General features: G+C 36.5%; 20 protein-coding genes, 1 pseudogene and 1 riboswitch. All 21 genes and pseudogenes read right to left on the bottom strand.

All coding sequences use genetic code 11. The features are described from left to right. Positions 1-37: 37 nt before the first annotated feature. On the bottom strand, positions 38-955 hold the full coding sequence (locus M014_RS0102985; RefSeq protein WP_026590384.1) for a helix-turn-helix domain-containing protein: 918 nt from the start codon (positions 953-955) through the stop codon (positions 38-40). A gap of 21 nt (positions 956-976) precedes the next feature. Further along, positions 977-1762: a DUF3388 domain-containing protein gene (locus M014_RS0102980; RefSeq protein WP_026590383.1), complete on the bottom strand. Its 786-nt coding sequence runs from the start codon at positions 1760-1762 to the stop codon at positions 977-979. Positions 1763-1901: 139 nt separating this feature from the next. Continuing rightward, a complete protein-coding gene (locus tag M014_RS0102975) occupies positions 1902-2150 on the bottom strand; it encodes a DUF3243 domain-containing protein (RefSeq protein ID WP_026590382.1) in 249 nt (82 codons plus the stop codon). Positions 2151-2229: 79 nt separating this feature from the next. Beyond that, on the bottom strand, positions 2230-2943 hold the full coding sequence (gene ymfI, locus M014_RS0102970; RefSeq protein WP_026590381.1) for an elongation factor P 5-aminopentanone reductase: 714 nt from the start codon (positions 2941-2943) through the stop codon (positions 2230-2232). Positions 2944-3133: 190 nt separating this feature from the next. Beyond that, positions 3134-4420, bottom strand: coding sequence for an EF-P 5-aminopentanol modification-associated protein YfmH (gene yfmH, locus M014_RS0102965; RefSeq protein WP_026590380.1), 1287 nt, complete (start codon positions 4418-4420; stop codon positions 3134-3136). Beyond that, positions 4421-5695 (bottom strand): EF-P 5-aminopentanol modification-associated protein YfmF, encoded by a 1275-nt coding sequence (yfmF, locus tag M014_RS0102960; protein WP_026590379.1) that lies wholly within the window; start codon positions 5693-5695, stop codon positions 4421-4423. Between the two features lie 256 nt (positions 5696-5951). Continuing rightward, positions 5952-6911, bottom strand: a complete 960-nt coding sequence (locus tag M014_RS0102955; RefSeq protein WP_026590378.1) for an ABC transporter permease — start codon at positions 6909-6911, stop codon at positions 5952-5954. Continuing rightward, positions 6912-7970 (bottom strand): ABC transporter permease, encoded by a 1059-nt coding sequence (locus M014_RS0102950; protein WP_026590377.1) that lies wholly within the window; start codon positions 7968-7970, stop codon positions 6912-6914. It lies immediately after the preceding gene. After that, on the bottom strand, positions 7963-9495 hold the full coding sequence (locus tag M014_RS0102945) for an ABC transporter ATP-binding protein (RefSeq protein WP_026590376.1): 1533 nt from the start codon (positions 9493-9495) through the stop codon (positions 7963-7965). The genes M014_RS0102950 and M014_RS0102945 overlap by 8 nt, the downstream gene beginning before the upstream one ends. A 108-nt stretch (positions 9496-9603) precedes the next feature. Beyond that, the gene (locus M014_RS0102940; RefSeq protein WP_026590375.1) at positions 9604-10680 is read right to left on the bottom strand and encodes a BMP family lipoprotein; all 1077 of its coding nucleotides are present in this window, start codon (positions 10678-10680) and stop codon (positions 9604-9606) included. Between the two features lie 89 nt (positions 10681-10769). Further along, the gene (locus M014_RS0102935) at positions 10770-11495 is read right to left on the bottom strand and encodes a GntR family transcriptional regulator (RefSeq protein ID WP_026590374.1); all 726 of its coding nucleotides are present in this window, start codon (positions 11493-11495) and stop codon (positions 10770-10772) included. A 228-nt stretch (positions 11496-11723) separates the two neighbouring features. Beyond that, positions 11724-11825, bottom strand: a riboswitch (purine riboswitch). 204 nt (positions 11826-12029) lie between these two features. Further along, positions 12030-14423, bottom strand: a complete 2394-nt coding sequence (locus M014_RS0102930; protein WP_026590373.1) for a DNA translocase FtsK — start codon at positions 14421-14423, stop codon at positions 12030-12032. 211 nt (positions 14424-14634) lie between these two features. Continuing rightward, positions 14635-14838, bottom strand: a complete 204-nt coding sequence (locus M014_RS0102925) for a YlzJ-like family protein (RefSeq protein WP_026590372.1) — start codon at positions 14836-14838, stop codon at positions 14635-14637. Further along, complete coding sequence (locus tag M014_RS0102920; RefSeq protein ID WP_026590371.1) at positions 14835-15572, bottom strand: ClpP family protease; 738 nt, start codon at positions 15570-15572, stop codon at positions 14835-14837. The genes M014_RS0102925 and M014_RS0102920 overlap by 4 nt, the downstream gene beginning before the upstream one ends. Before the next feature lie 99 nt (positions 15573-15671). Continuing rightward, positions 15672-17342, bottom strand: a complete 1671-nt coding sequence (locus M014_RS0102915; protein WP_026590370.1) for a ribonuclease J — start codon at positions 17340-17342, stop codon at positions 15672-15674. A gap of 408 nt (positions 17343-17750) precedes the next feature. Continuing rightward, on the bottom strand, positions 17751-18629 hold the full coding sequence (gene dapA, locus M014_RS0102910) for a 4-hydroxy-tetrahydrodipicolinate synthase (protein ID WP_026590369.1): 879 nt from the start codon (positions 18627-18629) through the stop codon (positions 17751-17753). Between the two features lie 11 nt (positions 18630-18640). Then, positions 18641-19873 (bottom strand): aspartate kinase, encoded by a 1233-nt coding sequence (gene dapG / locus M014_RS0102905; RefSeq protein WP_026590368.1) that lies wholly within the window; start codon positions 19871-19873, stop codon positions 18641-18643. A 25-nt stretch (positions 19874-19898) separates the two neighbouring features. Further along, positions 19899-20945, bottom strand: a complete 1047-nt coding sequence (gene asd, locus M014_RS0102900) for an aspartate-semialdehyde dehydrogenase (RefSeq protein ID WP_026590367.1) — start codon at positions 20943-20945, stop codon at positions 19899-19901. A gap of 149 nt (positions 20946-21094) precedes the next feature. Continuing rightward, positions 21095-21283: pseudogene (gene spoVFB, locus M014_RS0102895) on the bottom strand (dipicolinate synthase subunit B); the annotation flags it as partial. Between the two features lie 67 nt (positions 21284-21350). Then, entirely contained in the window at positions 21351-21659 is a 309-nt protein-coding gene (locus tag M014_RS0102890; RefSeq protein WP_026590365.1) for a hypothetical protein, read from the bottom strand. A gap of 152 nt (positions 21660-21811) precedes the next feature. Beyond that, positions 21812-22162 carry a hypothetical protein gene (locus M014_RS26335; protein WP_051588528.1) on the bottom strand — a complete coding sequence of 117 codons (351 nt, stop codon included), beginning with the start codon at positions 22160-22162 and terminating at the stop codon, positions 21812-21814. Positions 22163-22214 lie beyond the last annotated feature (52 nt).

Below are 22214 nucleotides of genomic sequence, written 5' to 3'. Positions count from 1 at the left end.
TTTGTTCATTGGAAAAAAGTCATCGAAGCGATGACTATTATTGTGCAGGTTGCCCTGTCCCTAGATTTTTAATCACTAATCTTTGGTGATATTCCTTTTCTGGATCTAGTGGGAAAGCAACTGGTTGGCCATTCAGTTTAATTTCAACATTCGGTGCACTTCCAATGTTGAGAAGTACTTCTTTTGCTGTTGTTAAATCATGTTTTTCTGTTTGACCTTCTTGAAGTGTGCCATTAAAAACGACATTTCCAGCTTCACTTTTAATATCTACATAACTTGCACCCTTCGCTGTAATTTCTAACTCCAGTGCTTTATTATTATGAATTTCCAAAGTAGATACCTTACCACTTGTTCCAATAACCTTCACTTCTTCTTGACCAGTAGTCGGCTGTTGTGCTGGTGGTTCTTCTTTCTTTGGCTCTTCTTTCTTAGGTTCTTCTTTTTTAGGTTCTTTTGCTTTTTCTTCTTCTTTCTTTTCATCAAGCGGAGAATCTTTTGCCTTCTGTACTTCTATTTGTTCGCTTTTACTTTGTTTTACTTGTCCTTCATCTTTTCCCGCTAACCATTGAAAAACAAACCACACAGCTACTCCTACTGCAATTACCAATAATGCGATCAATATTTTAGGCATATGATCTGCAATTGGAAGTGATGCTGCTTTTTGCATTGTTTCTTGTGTCTTTTGACTTTTTGATACTTGCGGTACATCATGAGATTCAGATTGTGGTATTACACTTTGATACTCTGCAAGCAATTGTTCTCCATTTAAGCCAACCGCATCCGCATATTGTTTAATAAATGCACGCGCATAAAATGCACCAGGCAATATACTATAATCGCCCTCTTCAATCGTTACTAAATAACGTTTTTGAATTTTCGTAACCCCATGTAGCTGATCGATAGACAAGCCTTTCGCTTCCCTTGCTTCTTTCAGCTTTTGTCCTAATTCCGTCACTTCTAACACCTCAATATTTCTTTAAAAGTCAAACATAGAGAAATTATTTTGCGTTCCTTGCTCAATTTCATCTACTAAATCATATTGAATTTCTTCATCATAATCGTTACGCAATTCAATAATATAATCAAAATCATCAAGTGTGTATTCTGATTGAGTCACGAATACATCTGGATGTTCGACAACTTTTGTTGCAGGCAATCTCATAATTTCACGAACGAGCTGCCAATGTTTTTCATTTGCACGCTTTGTTGAAACAATTCCATCTAATATAAAAATATTATCGTCACTATACTCATCTTCAATTAGTTGACTGCGTACAGTTTGTTTAATCAGAGTAGACGAAACAAAAAGCCAACGCTTATTTGCACAAACGCTTGCAGCAACGATAGATTCTGTTTTACCAACGCGAGGCATTCCTCGTATCCCGATGAGTTTATGTCCTTCTTTTTTCATCAGTTCTGCCATAAAATCAACGAGTAACCCTAATTCATCACGCACAAAACGAAATGTTTTCTTATCATCTGCATCTCGTTGTATATACCTGCCGTGCCTAACTGCCAACCTATCTCTGAGCTTTGGCGGACGATATTTCGTTACCGTTATATTATCCATCGTATTCAAAATTGATTCAAGTCTAGAGATTTGCTCTTGACTATCACACATAAGTAACAGTCCACGCCGAGCGTTATCTACACCATTAATTGTGACAATATTAATGCCAAGCATACCGATTAACGAAGAAACGTCACCAAGCAAGCCAGGTCGGTTTTTATGTATTTCATATTCAAAATACCATTCAATCATCAAACGTCACTCCCCCTGCTTACTTTACACCTACGTACTATATTATATGATTTTACGTTAATAGGGAAGATAAATGTATAATCGAATCACGGTATTTTCGATACCTAAAAAAAAAGAGAGGATTTTCTCCTCTCTTTTTTTACTTATGTTGTACAAACTTTACCATTAAATTAGCTATTATATGCTGCTCTTGTTCATCAGCCACTTTCCAAAGCTCAGCTAATAACTTTTCTTGATCATTTCGTGCCTCTACTTCATTTGCTAAATAATCTCCTACACGGAATGCCATATCTGAGACCGCACTACCATCAAGCCCTTTTCCTTGCGCCTGTTCTAAGCGCTCTCCTAAATAACTTTTCCACTGGTCAAAATTATCTAATACTGACATGGTTAAGCACCTCACTATTAAGTAATAGAATCATGCTTAATTTGTACAATTTTTCATTTTTTATGTACATATTTTTATTTTAACAATGCCAGCCACCATTCACTCCAATAATTTGTCCTGTTATATATGAAGCAGATGGTGATACAAGGAAAGAAACAGTTTTTGCGACTTCCTCCGGAAATCCAATTCTTCCAGCTGGAATCTCTTCTGCAATTCCTTGCTTGTCCTCTTCTGAGAACACGCTTAACATTTCTGTATTTATTGCTCCTGGTGATACTGCGTTTACACGTATCCCGCTTAAAGCTACCTCTTTCGCTAATGCTTTTACATACGAATTTTGTGCCCCTTTTACCATGGAGTATAACACTTCACAAGACGCCCCTATCTGCCCCCATATAGATGAAATAACTACGATATTTCCACTTCTTAGACGAATCATCGATGGAAGCGCAAGTGAAAGAAGTTTATAAACACTCTTCACTTGCAATTCCACCATCTCATTCAATTGCTCATTTGTCACATCTGTCACCAAACCAAATATACTTCGCCCAGCTGCATACACAATTACATCAATAGGATTTTGAATTTGCGCCCAGAGCTTCTGTACGCCATCTGCTGCAGCTAAATTAGCTTGAACCGGAATAATCGCACCCAGCTCTAGCTTTAATCCCTTTATCTTTTCTTCACTCTTGTTGTAATGAACATACACTGTATAACCATCTTCAACTAATTGTTTTGAAATTGCAGAGCCGATTCCTCCGCTTCCTCCCGTCACTAGTGCAAACTTTGTCATATATATCCTCTCTTATCTTTCCTCTACAGAGAAACTCTTTCAAGTCACTAATTCTATCATGTATTCACAAACAAATAATACCCCCACCTTACAATTCAGCAATAGCCAAAAGGTTAGGTGAGGGGATAAAGTAAAACTACCTGTAAAGTTCTACATCGTAAAGCTTAAGCTCAACTATTCATGTTTCACTTTATTTTTTGGGCAATACTTGGCAAATGCTCATTCTTTCCTCAGACAAAAATACTTTTGCCGCTTCTTGTAAATCTTGAACAGTTAATCCCTCTAAAACGGAAAGAGCATCGAATAAACTAGATTCATTAAATGCATACCTTGTGAATTGATTTGCAATATATTCAGGCGAGTTAAGCGAGCGTAAGAAGCCACCAATTTTCTTTTTCTTTACACGCTCTAGCGCCTTCTCATCTAACTCATTATAATCCGTCTGTAATAAAATACCTTTCAATCGATTGGCTAGCTCATCAGGCTGTTTCGTGTCGCCACCAACCATCGCAAAGCCAAAGTTATTTTCTTCTGTATAATCATAAGAGAATGAATCATCAATAAGTCCTTCATTATATAATGACTCATAATGAGTTGATCCTTTCCCAAATAAATAATCTAAAAGTAATGTAAGCGCAATCTCTTGTTTTAAAAGCTCTTGCCCTTTTTCTTTAAGCCCAGTCGCTTTAATACCAACTAAACATTTCGGTGTTTGAACAGGCATAGAAATAATTTTTTTCTTTTCATTTACCGCTTCTGGTTCCTCTTCAAACGAACGTACAATTTCTGGTTGATTTTTATAATCTTTTTTCGCCTGGTTTTTACGTACTAACTGCATTGTCTTTTCTGGATCAATCGCTCCAACAACAAATAGCAACATGTTGCTAGGGTGATAAAATGTCTCGTAACATTCATATAATAAGTCTTTTGTAATTTCACTAATGGACTCAATAGTTCCTGCAATATCAATTTTAATTGGATGTTTAACGAATAAACTATCGATTAAACCAAAATACAAACGCCAATCTGGGTTATCTTGATACATTTGAATCTCTTGGCCAATAATACCTTTTTCTTTTTCAACTGTTTTTTCAGAAAAATACGGCTCTTGAACGAAATTTAATAATGTATTTAAATTTTGTTCTACATTTGATGTACACGAAAAAAGATAGGCTGTTCTCGTAAATGATGTAAAGGCATTAGCAGAAGCACCTTGTTTACTAAACAATTGAAACGCATCATGATCTTCTTTTTCGAACAATTTATGCTCAAGAAAATGAGCAATTCCATCTGGCACCCGAATCATTTCTTCTTTTCCAAGTGGAACAAACGTATTATCAACGGAACCATATTTTGTTGTAAATGTAGCGAAAGTTTTGTTAAATCCTTGCTTCGGCAATATATATACATCTAACCCATTTGGAAGCTTCTCATAATATAGAGTTTCTTTTAATTGTTCATAAGAAATTTTCTCCATCTATTCTCCCTCCGTTCCGTGTAAAAAGTAAATCGTATCAAGTTCAATATTATTGGCAACCTTTACAATTTCCTCTTTTGTAACACGTTCAATCCCAGTCAACCATTCCTCTACTGGACGTGTACGTTCTGCAATAACGCCATGATAAAGCATTTCTACAAAACCACGTGGTGTATCAATCGCCTCTAGAATTTGATTTTGAATTACACTCTTAGTTTGATGAATCTCTTCTTCTGAAAAGTCACCACTTTGCATCGCTTTCATTTGTTCTTTAATAATCTCGACCGCTTTTTTATAATTTTTCGCTTCAATTCCTGACATAACAAAAAGAAGACCTTTATGACTTTCAAAGCGAGATGCTGCATAATACGCTAAACTATTTTTTTCGCGTACATTCACAAATAATTTTGAATGTGAGAACCCGCCAAATAATCCATTAAATAGCTGAAGCGCAAAATAATCTTCATCACGGTACGTAATATATGTGCGATATCCGATATTTAATTTACTTTGCTTTAATTCTTGTTTTTCCACAATTTCTTGTTCTTCATTATTTCGCTTATGAAGAATAACATGTTTCTCTTTTTCTTCACGAGGCGGAATTGAAAAATATTTACCTACTAAATCAATCGCATCTTCAGCTATGTCACCAATGATATATAGATCCATTTCATCTTCCACTAACACCTTTTGATAATAACTATATAACGTTTCATTCGTAATGGAAGCAACGCGCTCTTTTTGACCATTTGCACTTATACGATACGGTTCTACTTTACACATTTCTTCTATTAATCGTTCATTCGCATAACGCATTTTATCATCATATGTAGCTTCAATTCGTTGCACGAGTGCTCTTTTCTCGCTTTCTACAATTGGTTGTAAAAAGCCACTTCCCTCCGTTGCTGGATGTAATACGATATCGGATAGTATAGAAAGCGCCTTTTCAAAGAGTGGCGGTGCATCCTGTAAATATGTTTCATTTGCAATGTCTACATAAATAGAAATGATATGATCTTCCCCTTTTTTACTTACATCTACCGCTAGGGAAGAACCGTATAATTCCTCTAAATATTGACGAAGACGAATTACGGATGGTAGTTTTTCTGTTGCACTTTGTAATACATATGGTAATAATGCACGCTCTGTCACCGTTTCTTCGTTTAAAGGTGCTTTAAAGCGAAATACAAATGTATTTGTTTTATATTTATCTGTCGGAATCATATGTACACGCAAACCACCTAATTCATGTATTTGCTGTTCCATCAGTTTCATTTTATAGCCCTCCTTTACGTATGTAGGAATATTCCTCTTCAATATACAATTTTTAGAAACGAAAAATCAACTTTTCCCCCTTATTTCCGTCACATAGTTCTCCTTCTAACGGTTGACTACTTAAAAAGGAAGAAAGTGAATTTCTGTATTAAGCATATTCTATGTAAAAAAGCTCGCACTAATGTGCGAGCTTTTTTATAACTTATTTTCTCTTTACAAATGCTTATAATAATGTAACAGTATTTACTGTTTTATATTATCGTTTTCCTTTTTCATACGGTGTCCCAAGTGCCTTTGGCGCTTCTGAACGTCCTACAAAACCAACAAGTGCTAAAATCGTAAATACATACGGTAATATTGTTAAGAGAACACTTGGGATTTGATCTAATACTGGAATTGTACCGCCCGTTACACTAAGTGATTGTGCAAAACCGAAAAACAATGCGGCACCAAGCGCACCAAGTGGATTCCATTTCCCGAAAATCATCGCAGCTAACGCCAAGAAACCTTGTCCTGTAATCGTAGCACCTGAGAAGTTATTCGAGATTGACATTGAAAAAATGGCACCACCAACCCCTGCAAACATTCCTGAAATACAAACAGCGATATAACGCATTTTATACACATTAATTCCCATTGTATCTGCCGCCATTGGATGTTCCCCAACAGCGCGAAGGCGAAGGCCGAATGGAGTTTTATAAATAATGTACCAAACAACGAATGCTAAAATAATGGCAATATAAGATGTTAATGGTACATTTGAGAAAAAGATCTTTCCGATAATTGGAATATCTGAAAGTCCTGGAATATCAATTTTTTCAATACGGTATTGTATAAAATCAGTTTGTCCTTTACCAAAGATCTTCTTAATCGCAAATACCGTTAAACCAAGTGCTAAAAAGTTGATGGCAACTCCACTGACAACTTGATCAGCTCGGAACGTAATGGATGCAAGCGCATGAAGTAGTGCAAATAATCCACTTCCAATTGCTGCAAATACAAGCGCAATCCAAGGAGTCATTGCCCCCCAAGTATCACCCATTAATAGCGTTGTAATAACACCAATAAACGCACCAAACAACATTAATCCTTCTAACGCAATATTTACAACACCTGAACGCTCACTAAACACTCCACCTAGCGCTGTAAAAATAATCGGTGCCGCCGTATATAATGTCCCTGTCACAAGAATGGCTAAAATATCTAGGAAGCTCATTTATTTCCCCTCCTTGCTCATGCGAGTAAGTGCCCATCTTAAAACATAACTACATGCAACAAAGAAGATTATACATGCAATAATTACGTTAATCAGCTCTGATGGAACATCTGCTTCAAAGTTCATTTGCGGCGCTGCACTTTTTAACCCACCAAATAATAACGCCGAAAGTATAATACCGAATGGATTATTCCCCCCAAGAAGAGCTACTGCGATTCCATCGAATCCAATTCCCGTGAATGTCGACATTGCCGTCATGCTTTGGAATGTACCCAACCCTTCCATTGCACCACCAATTCCTGCAAACGCACCAGCAATTGTCATAGAAAGGATAACATTACGTGACACTTTCATTCCTGCATATTTTGACGCATGTTGGTTAAATCCAACTGATTTTAATTCATAACCTAAAGTTGTTCTATCTAGTAAAAACCACATGAAGATTGCAATAAGAATTGCGACAATAATCCCCCAATGAAGACGTGACCCATCTGTCAAAGAAGATAACCAATCCGAAGCTAACGATGCACTTGACTTAACATCATATGTTTTATCGTTTCCTTCATGTAAAAAACGTTTAATGATGTCATATGTAACATATAACGCAATATAGTTCATCATAATTGTGACAATAACTTCGTTAACTTTAAATTTCCCTTTTAAATACCCCGGAATAAATCCCCATAATCCACCTACAATCGCAGCTACTAAAATAGATAACGGAATATGAAGAAATGCAGGAAGTGATACGGCATAACCAAACCAAACTGCCGCAAGCCAACCAACCAGCAACTGGCCTTCTACACCAATATTAAATAATCCTGTACGAAACGCAAACGCGACTGACAACCCAGCAAGAACAAGTGGAATCATTGTACGTAATGTTTCTCCGATTGCACTTGGACTACCAAACATACCAGTCCAAAGTGCACCGTATCCAACAATTGGATCATAACCACTTACTAACATTACAATAGCGCCTACAAGTAATCCAAAGATAACTGATAATACAGGAACTAAAATATTAATCGTTCGTTCGGTTAATATTTTTTTAGCCATTTGTACCCACCTGCTCTTTCTCTGTTCCCCCAGCCATTAAAAGACCAAGCTGTTGTTCATTTGTTTCTTTCGCATCAACTATCGCTACGATTTTCCCTTCATAAATAACCGCGACACGGTCACTCACATTTAGAATTTCATCAAGTTCTAAAGATAACAGAAGCACCGCTTTTCCTTTATCTCTCTGCTCAATTAATTTTTTATGGATAAATTCAATTGCCCCAACATCTAAACCACGTGTTGGCTGCGCTGCAATTAATAATTCTGGATCACGATCTACTTCACGTGCAATAATTGCCTTTTGTTGGTTTCCACCAGATAGGGCACGAGCTAATGTTTGTTCACTCGGTGTACGCACATCAAACTGTTCAATTAGAGCTTTTGCTTTCTCTGTAATTTTAGCGAAGTTTAAAATTCCTTTTTTTGAAAATTGATTTTTATAATACGTTTGTAAAACCATGTTATCTCTTACTGAAAAATCAAGAACGAGACCATGTTTATGACGATCTTCTGGAATATGACCAATTCCTTCTTCTGTAATACGTCTAACTGGCCAATTTGTTATTTCTTTCCCTTTAATTGCAATAGAACCTGACTCAACTTTTCGTAAACCAGTAATCGCTTCTATAAGTTCGCTTTGTCCATTTCCATCAATTCCTGCAATACCGACAATTTCTCCTGCACGAACAGTTAAGTCAAGGCCTTTTACAGCAGGTAATTGACGTGCATCATGAACCACAAGGTTTGTAATGGAAAGTACATCTCCCTCAGGTTTAGCGTCTATTTTTTCTGTTTTAAAATTCACTTGACGTCCGACCATTAATTCCGCAAGTTTATGTTCATTTGTATTTGCAACGTCAACAGTTCCAATTCCTTTTCCTTTTCGAATAATCGTACAGCGGTCACAAACTTCCATAATTTCTTTTAACTTATGTGTAATAAGAATAATAGATTTTCCTTCTTGTACAAGCTTTTTCATAATTTGAATAAGCTCATGAATCTCTTGAGGAGTTAACACTGCCGTCGGTTCATCGAATATTAAAATTTCTGCTCCTCGATAGAGCGTTTTTAAAATCTCAACACGTTGCTGCATACCTACAGAAATATCTTCTATCTTTGCATACGGATCCACAGCTAAACCGTACTGTTCAGATAACTGCTTAATTTCTTTTGCAGCATCTTCAATAGCAATCTTCCCTTTTTTCTTCGGTTCATTTCCAAGAATAATATTCTCTGTAACTGTAAAATTATGAACGAGCATAAAATGTTGATGAACCATCCCGATACCAAGGTCATTTGCAATGTTAGGATTGGTAATTTTTACAGGGTTACCTTTAATTTTAATTTCCCCTTGCTCTGGTTGATACAAACCAAATAATACATTCATGAGCGTTGATTTCCCTGCACCATTTTCTCCAAGTAAAGCATGTATCTCTCCCTGTTTTACTTGTAACGTAATATCATCATTCGCTACAATGCCTGGGAATACTTTTGTAATATTATTCATCTCAATTACGTATTCCATATTGTGCCTCCTTTTAGCAGGGAACAGTCCCCTATTACACTCTATTAACAGCAATTTCATATATACAAAGGTTAGTTCTAAGAACTAACCTTTGCTATTTCTCTATCATTATTTCTTAAGAGAAGCCTCGTATTGCTTGTACTCATCATCAGTCGCAGGTACTTTAATTTCACCAGCAGTAATTTTCTTTTCAAACTCTTCTATTTTTGTTAAAATTTCTGGGTTTACTTTTTTCACATTATCAGTTGTTTTCGCAATACCGACACCGTCATCTTTTAAACCGAACTCTTCTACTTTTCCACCTTTTAGTTTACCGTCTTTTGCTTCTTCTGCTACTTTTTGAACCGCAATGTCAACACGTTTTACCATAGAAGTTAACGTTACATTTTCAGGCATACCTTCTTGATGTTGGTCACGGTCAACACCGATTACCCAAACATTTTCACCTTTTTTCTTACGGTTTTTCGCTTCAGTAAATACACCGTTACCAGTACCGCCCGCAGCGTGATAAATCACATCTACTCCCTGTCCATACATCGCTGATGCAAGAACTGTACCTTTTTCAGGTTTATCAAATGCTTCTGCATATTCAGATACAATCTCGATGTTTGGATTAACAGCTTTAGCGCCAGCTTTAAATCCGTTCTCAAACTTACTAATTAAATCACTCTTCATTCCGCCAACAAAACCAACTTTATTCGTTTTTGTTGACATCGCTGCTACTGCACCTACAAGAAACGACCCTTCATGATCCTTAAATGTAATGCTTGTAACGTTTGGTTCTTTTACGACAGTATCTACAATCGCAAACTGTTGTTTTGGAAATTCTTTTGCAACCTCTCCAATTGCTTTTTCTAATTTATATCCAATACCAAAAGATAAATCATATTTATCTTTTGCAAATTTCTTTAAGTTCGGAATATAGTCGGCTTCTTTTTCAGACTGAAGGTAACGATAGTTTGTTTTCTCTTTCAGCCCGTTATCTTTACCGAATTTTTTTAAACCTTCCCAAGAGGATTGGTTAAATGATTTATCATCAACGCCCCCAACATCTGTAACCAGACCTACTTTAATGCTCTTTTCATCTTTTTTGTCCCCACTTGCCTTATCCGAGTTACCACATGCCCCTAACACTGCACTCGCTGCCAACGTTAATGATAATAAAATACCTGTTTTTTTCTTCATACTAGAAACCCCTCCTAAATGATATATGTATCTATTAATATGCTAGTGTCCCCTTCTTCTTGCTGTCACCTCCCTAAAAAGGGAACGAATTACATGCGTTTTCTTAATACGTGGAAGCTAAATTTATCTGCTCTAAAATAATTAATAGAATATAAAATTGGTTCATCATTTTGATCATAGTGCATTTGTTTTAGAATCAGCAGCGCTGTTTCTGGTTCGCATTGTAAAATTGGTGATATTTTCGGATGATAACCAATTGGTTCAATGTGAGCAACTGCATATGTAATACGTTTATGCGTGTTATTATGAATTACAGTAAGCAATGATTCCTCATTATAATCGGATAAGTCCGGTAATACCTCTTTCGCCAACTTGTCAACACAGTACACAACAGGTTCCCCATCTGCTGTACGAACACGCTCAATCATTACAGCCTCAAAGCCTTCATCACTATTAAACTTTTCTTTTTCCTCTTCTGTTAGACTCGTAGTAGATGATGATAAAAAGATGGTTCCCGGCGTTTTCCCAACACTAGAAATCATATCTGTAATACTAGAAAGCTGTTCAATTCCAGAAGAAAACAGTGGTTTGGCATTCACAAAAGTACCAACGCCATGTCTACGAATGACAACATTTTCCTCCTCTAAAATACGCAACGCTTCTCGTAAAGTCGCTCTACTTACGCCAAGTTCTTTCGCTAAATCAAACTCTGAAGGCAATTTTTGTTTTTCTTTATATGCCCCGCTTTTGATTTTTTCTTTAATATGATCGATCACCCGTAAATATAAGTGTCGACTATCGGATTTAACTGACATAAGACTCCCCCGCATTCCAATTATTCGACCTCTGATGTAAGACTTCCGTTCTCTTTTTTCAACTAACAACATAGTATAGCAATGCTACCACAAAACGATATTTGTCGAATAAATGTTAATAATTTTTCAAAATGAAATTTTCTATCTTTATTTCATAAAAAAAACTTTGTACCACAAACATTCCTCATACAGAGAAAAAGTTCGGCACAAAGATCCCTTACATCCTTTGTTACACACTTTTCCCCTCATAGTCTAGCAATTCATGGTTGCCAGGTAGAAACTTATGGACCTTATCTCCAAGATTATATGAGGCAGTGATTCTTTTCGAAGTAATCGTAACACTTGCTCCCATATGTGTCAACACAATTCAACATTTTCCCACAAGTAATATCGAACATTTTTTAAAAATAACATTGAAAGCATTCGTATTCTAAAGAACATCTAAAAATGAAAGCCCTTTCTTTACCGGTGACTATAGTATATAACAAAAACACCATATAAAAAAGCCTAATTGTAAACAATTAGACTTTTTTATTAAGAACTTTTTTCTTGTATATCTTTAATCAAAACTTCTCTCGGTTTACTACCTTCATAAGGTCCAACCACACCATTCATTTCCATCGCATCAATAAGACGCGCTGCACGTGTATATCCTACTCGAAATCTACGTTGTAGCATCGAAACAGAAGCTGTTTGCATTTCTACAACAAGCTGAACCGCTTCATCATATAATTCATCTTCTACTTCTTGCTTTGTTTCCGGGACATCTTGCGGTATCATATCTTCTTGATATTGTGCTTTTTGTTGACCAATAACGTATTCTACAACTCGTTCCACTTCATCGTCTGATAGAAACGCCCCTTGTACACGAACTGGCTTAGACGCACCAATTGGTATGAATAACATATCCCCTCGTCCTAATAATTTTTCAGCGCCTCCGCTATCAAGAATTGTCCGAGAGTCCGTCTGCGAGGAAACCGCGAACGCAATACGTGACGGAATATTCGCTTTAATAACACCAGTAATAACATCAACAGATGGACGCTGCGTTGCGATAATTAAGTGAATACCAGCAGCACGTGCCATCTGTGCTAAACGCATAATTGCATCCTCTACATCCGAAGAAGCGACCATCATTAAATCCGCCAACTCGTCCACAATTACAACAATGTATGGAAGCTCAGGTTGTTTTGCTTCTGATTGATCATTATGGTTTCTAATGTATTCATTATACCCTTCAATGTTACGTGTTCCACTATGAGCAAATAGTTCATAACGTCGCTCCATCTCACTCACAACTTTTTTCAAAGCTTGTGATGCTTTTTTAGGATCCGTCACAACAGGTGTTAATAAGTGCGGAACACCATTGTATACATTCAACTCTACCATCTTTGGATCAATCATCATTAACTTTACTTCATGTGGTTTAGCACGCATTAAAATACTAACAATAATACCATTAATACATACACTCTTGCCGCTACCAGTCGCTCCAGCTACTAATAGATGAGGCATCTTATTTAACCGCGCTAACACTGCGTCACCAGTAATATCACGCCCAAGGCCAATTAATAATTTTTCTTCCGGATGATTGTTCGCTTTCGAATCAAGTACTTCTCTAAGTGTTACCATGGAAACCTCTGAATTTGGAACTTCAATCCCTACTGCGGATTTCCCAGGAATAGGAGCTTCAATACGAATATCTTTCGCAGCTAATGCCAGTGCTAAATCATCACTCAAACTCACAATTTTACTTACTTTCACTCCCATATCAGGATACACTTCATATTTCGTAACCGCAGGCCCTTTATGTACTTTCGTCACTTTTGCTTTCACACCAAAACTTTGGAACGTACGCTCAAGCTTACGAGCATTTTCATAAATTTTTTCATTTTCATTTGTAACCTGCTTGTTTTTGGGAAACTTCAATATATCGATAGAAGGAAGCTTGTAATCTTTGTTTTCCACATTTGAAAATTGCATTGGGGGAGTTTTCATTTCCCCTTCTAGAGATTCAACTATCTTTTCTCCTCGTTTCTTTTGCGACCGCTCTTTTAATGCCGATGGAAGCTCCTCTTCCATAACAGGGGGGGCAATCAGCTCATCAGCAACTTCATCTTCACGATTTTTATCCTTTTCTTCACTTACTGGATAATTCTCTGTAAAGTTCGAAATAATTGGTGGACCAATTTCTATTTCTTCTACCGGTTCGACAATCTCTTCTTGTATATCATGCCTTTCACTACGTGTGCGCCTTGTCGCTTTTTTCTTTTCTGTTTGTTCAGCAGTGCGTTTCGCTCTCCAGTCCTTATAATCTCCCTGCATCACTTGAAATTGACTTCTAAGTATTCGTCCAACTGGAGCTAGTACTTCCCCAATATGTTTATTTGTAATGCAAAGTATACCAAGAATAACTAGAATAATCCCAATAATGTAAGCACCTACTTCATCAAACAAAAAGTAAAACGTTGCAAACATAAGCGCCCCAAACATACCTCCACCTAAATGAACTGTCTCTGTGCCTTTCTTCATCTCATGAAAGAACATATCTTTTGTGCTCACAATTACAGAAGTATTTTCTACCGCTCCGTCTTTTGTAAGAAGGTTAAATAATGTAATATGACTAAACATCAATATCGCTAACACAATTAAATAGACACCGATTAACCGTTTATTTAAAAGGTTTGGCCAACCGCGTCTTATAACAAACGCAATAGATAAAGCTATTACACCTAATACACCAATTATGTACCATTCGCCAAAGAAAAAGCGAAAAAATAACACAAACGATTTCCCTACAATGCCTAGCTGTAAGATTGTAATGATCGAAAGCGCAAAAAGAGTCAACCCGACGATTTCGTAATACAAAGTTGGCTTTATCGTACGTCTTGCTTTTGATTTCGTCCCTCTTTGCTTTTGTTTTACCATTTCTTCACCCCAAGTCCAAAAATTAAGTGAAACTTTCATTCATTGAAAGTATTTTTCATGTCATTCATCACATTTTTTAAATCTATTTACGCCGCATTTTACAAGATGTGTAAAATGCCGCGTAAACAGAAGAAAGCAGCCTAATCATGGCTGCTCAACCGTCTTGTTTTTTATATTATACCATAGCTTCTTAACAAAATCCTGCTTTTTGCTAAAAGGTTATTTTCTGGCCTGGTTCATACTGTAAGTAGTGGAATGGATTTGTACTTAACACACGAACAACGGAATAATATTCATTATTCTCTTCCGATACAACCATCTCTACTCCATTTACATTCACTATTTTTTGTCGTTTGTACTGCGAATAGTCCGCCTCATAAATAAGTTGCTCGGGCATAATTGTATATAAAATCATTGTAGCAACTTCCCATCTTGATTTCCACCTGTTTGCATATCTATTAATTCATTCAACTTTCGAATTGCATCTCCAATACCACCAACATCATCTATAAGACCATACTTCACTGCATCTATTCCGATTACATTTGTTCCAATATCGCGCGTTAAATTTCCCTTAGCAAACATAAGCTCTTTAAAACGATCTTCCGTCACTTTTGAGTGTTTTGTTACAAATCTTACCACACGTTCTTGCATTTTATCCAAGTACTCAAATGTTTGCGGCACACCAATAACAAGACCGGTCAGACGAACTGGGTGAATTGTCATTGTTGCAGTTTCAGCAATAAATGAATAATCTGTTGAGACTGCAATTGGCACACCTATCGAGTGCCCTCCACCTAAAACCAAAGATACAGTTGGCTTCGATAATGAAGCTACCATTTCTGAGATTGCCAATCCAGCCTCAACATCCCCGCCCACAGTATTTAGCAATAAAAGTAATCCCTCAATTTTCGGATTCTGCTCAATTGCCACAATTTGTGGAATCACATGTTCATATTTCGTCGTTTTATTTTGTGGCGGAAGCTGCATATGGCCTTCTACTTGTCCAACAATCGTTAAGCAGTGAATACGTGATTCATTCATTTGCGGAACGTTCGTTTGACCGAGTTGTTGGATTTTCTCTATTACTGATGCCTCTTTCGGCTCTGCTTCTTTTTCCTCATTTGTTAAACCATCACGTTCTGTCATATCGCATCCCCTTTCACTCTTATACCACTATTATTTCTTAAGTTGTAAATTTCATGCGATAGGGATCAAAAGAAAAAACCACCGGTAAAGGTGGTTTTCTTACACTTCCATGATAATTGGTAAAATCATCGGTTTTCTCTTCGTTTCCTCGTATAGGAACTGTCCTAATAATTCGCGAATATTTTGCTTTAACATAGACCATTCAATGGAATATTCTTTAATGGATTGTTCAACAATTGTACGTACAATATCTGTAGATTTTTCAATTAACGCTTCAGATTCACGAACATACACAAAACCACGTGAAATAATTTCTGGTCCAGAGATGATTTTCTTCTCATCTTTCCCAAGTGTTACAACAACAACTAAAATTCCGTCTTGTGATAACATCTTACGATCACGCAAGACAATATTTCCGACATCACCTACACCTAATCCATCAATAAGAACATTGCCCGCTTGTACTTTACCAGCTGGCTTTGCCTCTTCGCCTTCAAAAACAATTACATCGCCTTTTTCTACGATGAAAATATTTTCTTTCAAGACACCAACATCTTCCGCCAAATACGCATGTGCCTTTTGCATACGAAATTCACCATGTACGGGTATAAAATACTTCGGTTTCATTAAATTTAGCATCAATTTCAATTCTTCTTGACTACCATGACCGGAAACGTGAACTTTTCTTTCTCCATAGTAGACAACCTCTGCACCAGCTCTAAATAGTAAATCAATAATTTTAGATACTGATATTTCATTTCCCGGAATCGGAGAAGCAGCAATGATAACTGTATCACCTTTACGAATTGAAATTTGTTTATGTGCTTGCTTTGCCATTCTTGAAAGAGCTGCCATTGGTTCCCCTTGGCTACCAGTTGTTAAAATTGCTACCTTCTTCTCTGGGAAATTATCCACTTCTTGCAGTGAAATAACCATGCCATCTGGAACATCTAAATATCCAAGACGTCTTGCGATATCCACCACTTTCACCATACTACGGCCTACAACAGCTACTTTACGTCCTGTTTCAGCAGCCGCATCAAATACTTGTTGAATACGATGTACATTAGAGGCGAAAGAAGCAACGATGATACGGCCTTCTGCACCATAAAATACTTTTGAAATCTCTATTCCAACTTCTTTTTCAGAACCTGTATAACCAGGACGCTCAGCATTTGTACTATCTGATAACAGACAAAGAACACCTTCATTTCCGATTTGAGCCATCTTTCCAAGGTCTGCTCCACTGTTACCAATTGGTGTTTGGTCAAATTTAAAATCTCCTGTATATACGATTGCACCTTTTGATGTATGGAAACAAACACCAACGGAATCTGGAATACTATGTGTTGTACCAAAGAATGAAACCGTTGTCGTATTGAATTCTACTTCTGAATTAGAATCAATTGTTTTTAAATCTACACGACCAAGCATTCCTGCTTCACCAAGTTTTTCTTGTATTAAACCTACTGTTAACTTAGTTGCATATACTGGGATTGAAAGTTTACGCAGTACATAAACAATTCCACCAATGTGATCTTCATGACCATGTGTAATAAATAAACCTTTTACTCGTTCTTGATTTTCTACTAAATATGTAATGTCAGGGATAACAATATCAATTCCAAACATCTCGTCTCCCGGGAACATCAATCCTGCGTCTACAATAAAAATCTCGGAATCAATTTCCACACAATACATATTCTTCCCGATTTCACCTACTCCACCGAGAGCAAATACTTTTACAGAATCATTCTCTTTTCTCTTCATGTTGTTGCCTGGTTTAAAAATCTTACAAACACTGATTTCACTAAAATTGTAGAGACACCAGGGAAACTCTACAACCACCATATATTCACCGTCCAAGACGAATGTCCTTACCGTTATGCGATATCATGTTCTCGTTCGTTTTTTAAACCAGGTTTCACCTCTCTTTCATTATATAAATCAAATATCTTATGCGATATGATATGAAAATTCCGTTAAACCATAATTTTTTCCAATTTTGCTAAGCATACCCGTACTAAGCTACTTAGCCATATTATAACTGATACAAGAAATAGAACACAAGTTAAATCGTGAGAAAGAAGGATGAAGTATATAAATTTCAAGGAGAATACCTGTAAAAAATTTCTTTCAAAATAAAAATGACCTAGTTTTTACACTAGGTCATTTTTATTAACGAGGAATCGATTGCATTACATCATGTAATGTTAGTCGTTCTTCTTCTGTTAATGGAATAAGTGGTAAACGCACAGATCCTACGTCTAATCCAACCATTTGTAACGCTGTTTTTACTGGTGTTGGGCTTGGTGCCATAAACAATGCATTCGTTACTTTAACAAGCAATTGATGCAATTTCTGTGCTTTTTTGAAATCTCCTACTTGGAATGCCGCAATCATTTCTTGCATTTCATTTCCAATCACATGAGAGGCAACAGAAACAATACCTTTAGCCCCAACCGCCATAGCTGGTAACGTTAAACCATCATCACCGCTGTATACAGCAAAGTCGTCCGCTGTTTTTTCAATAATTTCTGTCATTGTTAACACATCGCCACCAGCATCTTTAATCGCTACGATGTTTGGTATTTCTGATAAACGAACAACTGTATCAACGGAGATTTGTACAATAGATCGTCCTGGAACATTATATAGCATAACCGGAAGTTCTGTACTTTCAGCAATTGTTTTAAAATGCAGATACATTCCTTCTTGACTCGGCTTATTATAATACGGTGCCACTAACATAATTGCATCGACACCAACTTCTGTTGCTTTTTTCGTTAACTCGATAGAAGCATGCGTATTATTGCTTCCTGTTCCAGCGATTACGGGCACCCTTTTATCGACAACAGATACGACATGGCGATATAACGCTACTTTTTCTTCTGATGACAATGTAGGAGACTCTCCAGTCGTTCCTCCTACCACAATTGCTGTTGTACCGTTATCAATTAAATAATTTACCAATTTAGTTGTCTTCGCAAAATCGACGTTTCCATTTTTATCAAACGGTGTTACCATCGCTGTTGCAATTGTCCCAAAATCTATCATGGTCTCACTCCTTACTGTTCCAGTTGCTTTTCTTTTGAAAGCTCAAACGCAGTATGCAATGCATTCACAGCTTCCACTAAATCTACTTCTTTTACAAGCACCCAAATTGTCGTATGACTATCAGCTGATTGTAAAATTTGAACACCTTTTTCTGCTAAAGCTGTAACGATTTTAGCAGTAACCCCTGGAATACCTGCCATTCCAGCTCCTACAATAGATACCTTTGCACAGTGCTCCGTCACGATTGGATCATATCCAAGCTTATGAAGAACTTCAACAGCACGCCCAGATACATTATCACTTATTGTGTATGCCACGCCTGTAGGCGAAATGTTAATTAAGTCTACACTAATTCCTTCATTTGCCATTTCTTTGAAAACATGCTTTTGCAAATCGTACGATCCGTCTTTCGCAACTACTTTAATTTGCGTCACATTTGATACATGGGCAATTCCTGTAACTGGACGTTCCTCTATATCACGGCCTTTTGTAGCACCGGCATATGCAGCAATAAGTGTCCCTTCACTATCAGAGTACGTAGAGCGTACACGAAGTGGCACCTTTGCATGCATTGCAATTTCAACTGCACGCGGATGAACAACCTTCGCACCTTGATAAGCCATGTTGCAAATTTCATTGTACGTCACGTTTTGAAGATGACGCGCGTCCTTTACTATACGGGGATCAGCAGTCATCACACCTTCTACATCAGTAAAAATATCGATATATTCAGCATGAAGCGCAACACCTAGTGCCGAAGCTGAAGTATCACTACCACCGCGTCCAAGTGTTGTTATATCGCCATCTTTCGTTTGGCCTTGAAATCCAGTAACAACAATAACATCTACGTTTTGTAACTCTTCATGTATACGATCACAATTCATTTCAACAATCTTTGCGTTCGTAAAATCATCATTTGTCACAAAACCAGCTTGTGCACCATTCAGTGCTGCTGCTTTTATTCCGTTTTCATTTAACATATTTGAGAAAACGATTGCCGAGATTAATTCTCCGCATGATAGTAATAAATCCTGCTCACGTTTTGAAATACTAAATTCATTTTGATTTACAAGACTTAATAATGTATCCGTTGCATATGGTTCACCTTTACGTCCCATAGCTGATACAACTGTAACTACTTTATAACCAGCATCTAATGATTTTTTAACATGGTGAAGTGCATGCTTACGTCCATTTTCGTCACGTACAGATGTACCACCAAATTTTTGAACAATAATTTTCATTTTCTTTGCACCTTCTCTTAGCCGTTTACACTAATTGTAATTTTACTAATCGTTCTGCAATTTGAACAGAGTTCCATGCAGCACCTTTTAATAAGTTATCAGATACGACCCAAAGATGGAATCCTTTTTCATTATTTAAATCTTTACGAATACGCCCAACGAACACTTCGTTTTTACCTACTGCAGTAGATGGCATTGGGTAGAACTGTTCTGCTGGATTATCTTGCAGTACTACTCCTTCTGCATTTGCAAGTAGGTTTTTCATATCTTCTACTGTTACACCTTCTTTTTCTAATTCAATGTAAACAGACTCAGAATGACCTGATACAACAGGTAAACGTACACATGTTGCTGCTACTTCTAACTCAGGCATATGCATAATTTTTTTCGTTTCATTAATCATTTTCATCTCTTCAAATGTAAATCCATTATCTTGAAACTTATCAATTTGTGGAATAGCATTAAAAGCAATTTGGTAATGTTTTTTATCACCTGATACAGGTAAAACACTTGCTTTTACTTCTTCCCCATTTAAGATTGCTTGTGATTGTTCATGAAGCTCCTCAATTGCAGCAGCTCCAGCACCAGACACAGCTTGATATGTGGAAACAATTACTCGTTTTAAACCAAACTGTTGACGAATTGGTTCAAGAGCAACTACCATTTGAATTGTAGAACAGTTTGGATTTGCAATGATACCACTATGTTCTTTTAAGTCATTTTCATTCACTTCTGGTACAACAAGTGGTACATTTTCTGTCATACGGAATGCACTTGTATTGTCAACAACAATCGCACCACGTTTTGCTGCTTCTGGTGCTAATTGTTTCGATACAGATCCGCCTGCACTAAAGAGTGCAATATCGACTCCTTCAAAGCTTTCAGGAGTTGCTTCTTGTACTATGAATTCTTCTCCTTTAAATACAAGCTTCTTGCCTGCAGAACGTTTAGATGAAAGTAACGTTAATTTCCCAATTGGAAATTCTCGTTTCTCTAAAGTATTTAACATTTGTTCACCAACTGCGCCGGTTGCTCCAACTACAGCGACATGAAAAGTTTTTTGCTTTTCCATCACTATGCCCCTTTCTAGATACCAATCCTTCTATACTTAGAATTAGAAGGAGTATAAAATACCCCTTCTAATCTTAATAACGTTAATTTTATCATATTCTGCGATAAGAATGATGGTTTCATAAAAAAATGTCCGTTTTTTTTCGTTTTTTAATTCATATATCTGAATTTTTCTACAACAACAGGTTGTATTTGCTTCCCTTCTATCGCTTCTACAATTGTATCTTCAAGAAGTTCCATACGGGCTACCATTGAGTTTGGTTTTTTCTCTGGTGCATCTTGCCCAAATGGCACAAAATAAATATGTTTTGTCGCCATTAAACGCATAAGATTGACGCCAACATGGTGATGACAAAAAGAAATATTTTTTATTTACTTCTATTATATATGTACAACGTTAAAACGTTTAATAATTATAACTTGTAACATTATAATCATTTTTATAGTCTACGTTTGCAGACACCTCTTTCTTTTTATCATAACCGTCAACATTAATCCAGCTTCCAGAGATATCGTTAGAAAATTCCACTTTGGTCACTACGATATCCAAATTCTCCTTTACCTTAAAGTATTCAATAGCTGCTTTCGATGCTTTTTCTTTTATCTCTGTCTCTTCTTTTTCACTATAGGGGTGCGTTGCTTTATAAAATTCATAAATAGTACACGAACCAATACCTAAAATTAACAAAAATGAAATTAATAGTATTTTTTTCATTTATTATTACCCCATTACTATTATAATATTAAATATTCAGAAATAAAGGGAGCATTATAGGGAATGAAATCTCAGATACAACCTATAAAGAGTTGTCTAGCGCAACTATAGAGCTAAGCAAAATCACAAATTATATGTAATCTATAAATTCCTCACTCTTTTCCACTTTCTATCTCATGTAGTTTTTTGCTTATAGTCACTCCAGATACTTCGTAATTATAATTATAAGCTACTGTTGCAGATACCTCTTCTCCATTTTCCTTAACATATCCATATACAAAAATAGAACTACCTCCCAAAGACCCAGAAAACTCAACTTTAGTAACTCTAATATCCCAATTTTTTTCTTTTTTAAAATATTCAACAGCAGCTTGTGAAGATTTTTCTTTCATTTCCTTTTCTTCCTGTTCGGTGTAAGGATGTATCGCTTTGTTATATTGAACCGCAAGATACGCCCCCATACCAAAAAACACCAAAACAATAACGATTATTACCTTTTTCATTCGTTTATCACCCCTAATCTATTATAAAGAAGGAAAGTAAAAAAAGAGCCCT

Source organism: Bacillus sp. UNC437CL72CviS29, assembly GCF_000482345.1.
In the GTDB taxonomy this organism is placed as follows: Bacteria; Bacillota; Bacilli; order Bacillales; family Bacillaceae_G; genus Bacillus_A; species Bacillus_A arachidis.
This window is presented reverse-complemented; position numbering and strand designations above follow the sequence as displayed.

What these genes read in the sequence shown, in the direction of transcription:
- asd (WP_026590367.1), bottom strand. Translation starts at nt 20,945, where the DNA reads ATGGAAAAGCAAAAAACTTTTCATGTCGCTGTAGTTGGAGCAACCGGC.
- M014_RS0102890 (WP_026590365.1), bottom strand. Translation starts at nt 21,659, where the DNA reads ATGAAAAAAATACTATTAATTTCATTTTTGTTAATTTTAGGTATTGGT.
- ymfI (WP_026590381.1), bottom strand. Translation starts at nt 2,943, where the DNA reads ATGACAAAGTTTGCACTAGTGACGGGAGGAAGCGGAGGAATCGGCTCT.
- yfmF (WP_026590379.1), bottom strand. Translation starts at nt 5,695, where the DNA reads ATGAAACTGATGGAACAGCAAATACATGAATTAGGTGGTTTGCGTGTA.
- M014_RS0102980 (WP_026590383.1), bottom strand. Translation starts at nt 1,762, where the DNA reads ATGATTGAATGGTATTTTGAATATGAAATACATAAAAACCGACCTGGC.
- M014_RS0102955 (WP_026590378.1), bottom strand. Translation starts at nt 6,911, where the DNA reads ATGAGCTTCCTAGATATTTTAGCCATTCTTGTGACAGGGACATTATAT.
- M014_RS0102915 (WP_026590370.1), bottom strand. Translation starts at nt 17,342, where the DNA reads ATGAAGAGAAAAGAGAATGATTCTGTAAAAGTATTTGCTCTCGGTGGA.
- M014_RS0102920 (WP_026590371.1), bottom strand. Translation starts at nt 15,572, where the DNA reads ATGACAGAACGTGATGGTTTAACAAATGAGGAAAAAGAAGCAGAGCCG.
- M014_RS0102940 (WP_026590375.1), bottom strand. Translation starts at nt 10,680, where the DNA reads ATGAAGAAAAAAACAGGTATTTTATTATCATTAACGTTGGCAGCGAGT.
- dapG (WP_026590368.1), bottom strand. Translation starts at nt 19,873, where the DNA reads ATGAAAATTATTGTTCAAAAATTTGGTGGTACATCTGTACGTGACGAA.
- M014_RS26335 (WP_051588528.1), bottom strand. Translation starts at nt 22,162, where the DNA reads ATGAAAAAGGTAATAATCGTTATTGTTTTGGTGTTTTTTGGTATGGGG.
- M014_RS0102930 (WP_026590373.1), bottom strand. Translation starts at nt 14,423, where the DNA reads ATGGTAAAACAAAAGCAAAGAGGGACGAAATCAAAAGCAAGACGTACG.
- M014_RS0102975 (WP_026590382.1), bottom strand. Translation starts at nt 2,150, where the DNA reads ATGTCAGTATTAGATAATTTTGACCAGTGGAAAAGTTATTTAGGAGAG.
- dapA (WP_026590369.1), bottom strand. Translation starts at nt 18,629, where the DNA reads ATGATAGATTTTGGGACAATTGCAACAGCGATGGTAACACCGTTTGAT.
- M014_RS0102935 (WP_026590374.1), bottom strand. Translation starts at nt 11,495, where the DNA reads ATGTCAGTTAAATCCGATAGTCGACACTTATATTTACGGGTGATCGAT.
- yfmH (WP_026590380.1), bottom strand. Translation starts at nt 4,420, where the DNA reads ATGGAGAAAATTTCTTATGAACAATTAAAAGAAACTCTATATTATGAG.
- M014_RS0102950 (WP_026590377.1), bottom strand. Translation starts at nt 7,970, where the DNA reads ATGGCTAAAAAAATATTAACCGAACGAACGATTAATATTTTAGTTCCT.
- M014_RS0102925 (WP_026590372.1), bottom strand. Translation starts at nt 14,838, where the DNA reads ATGATTTTATATACAATTATGCCCGAGCAACTTATTTATGAGGCGGAC.
- M014_RS0102945 (WP_026590376.1), bottom strand. Translation starts at nt 9,495, where the DNA reads ATGGAATACGTAATTGAGATGAATAATATTACAAAAGTATTCCCAGGC.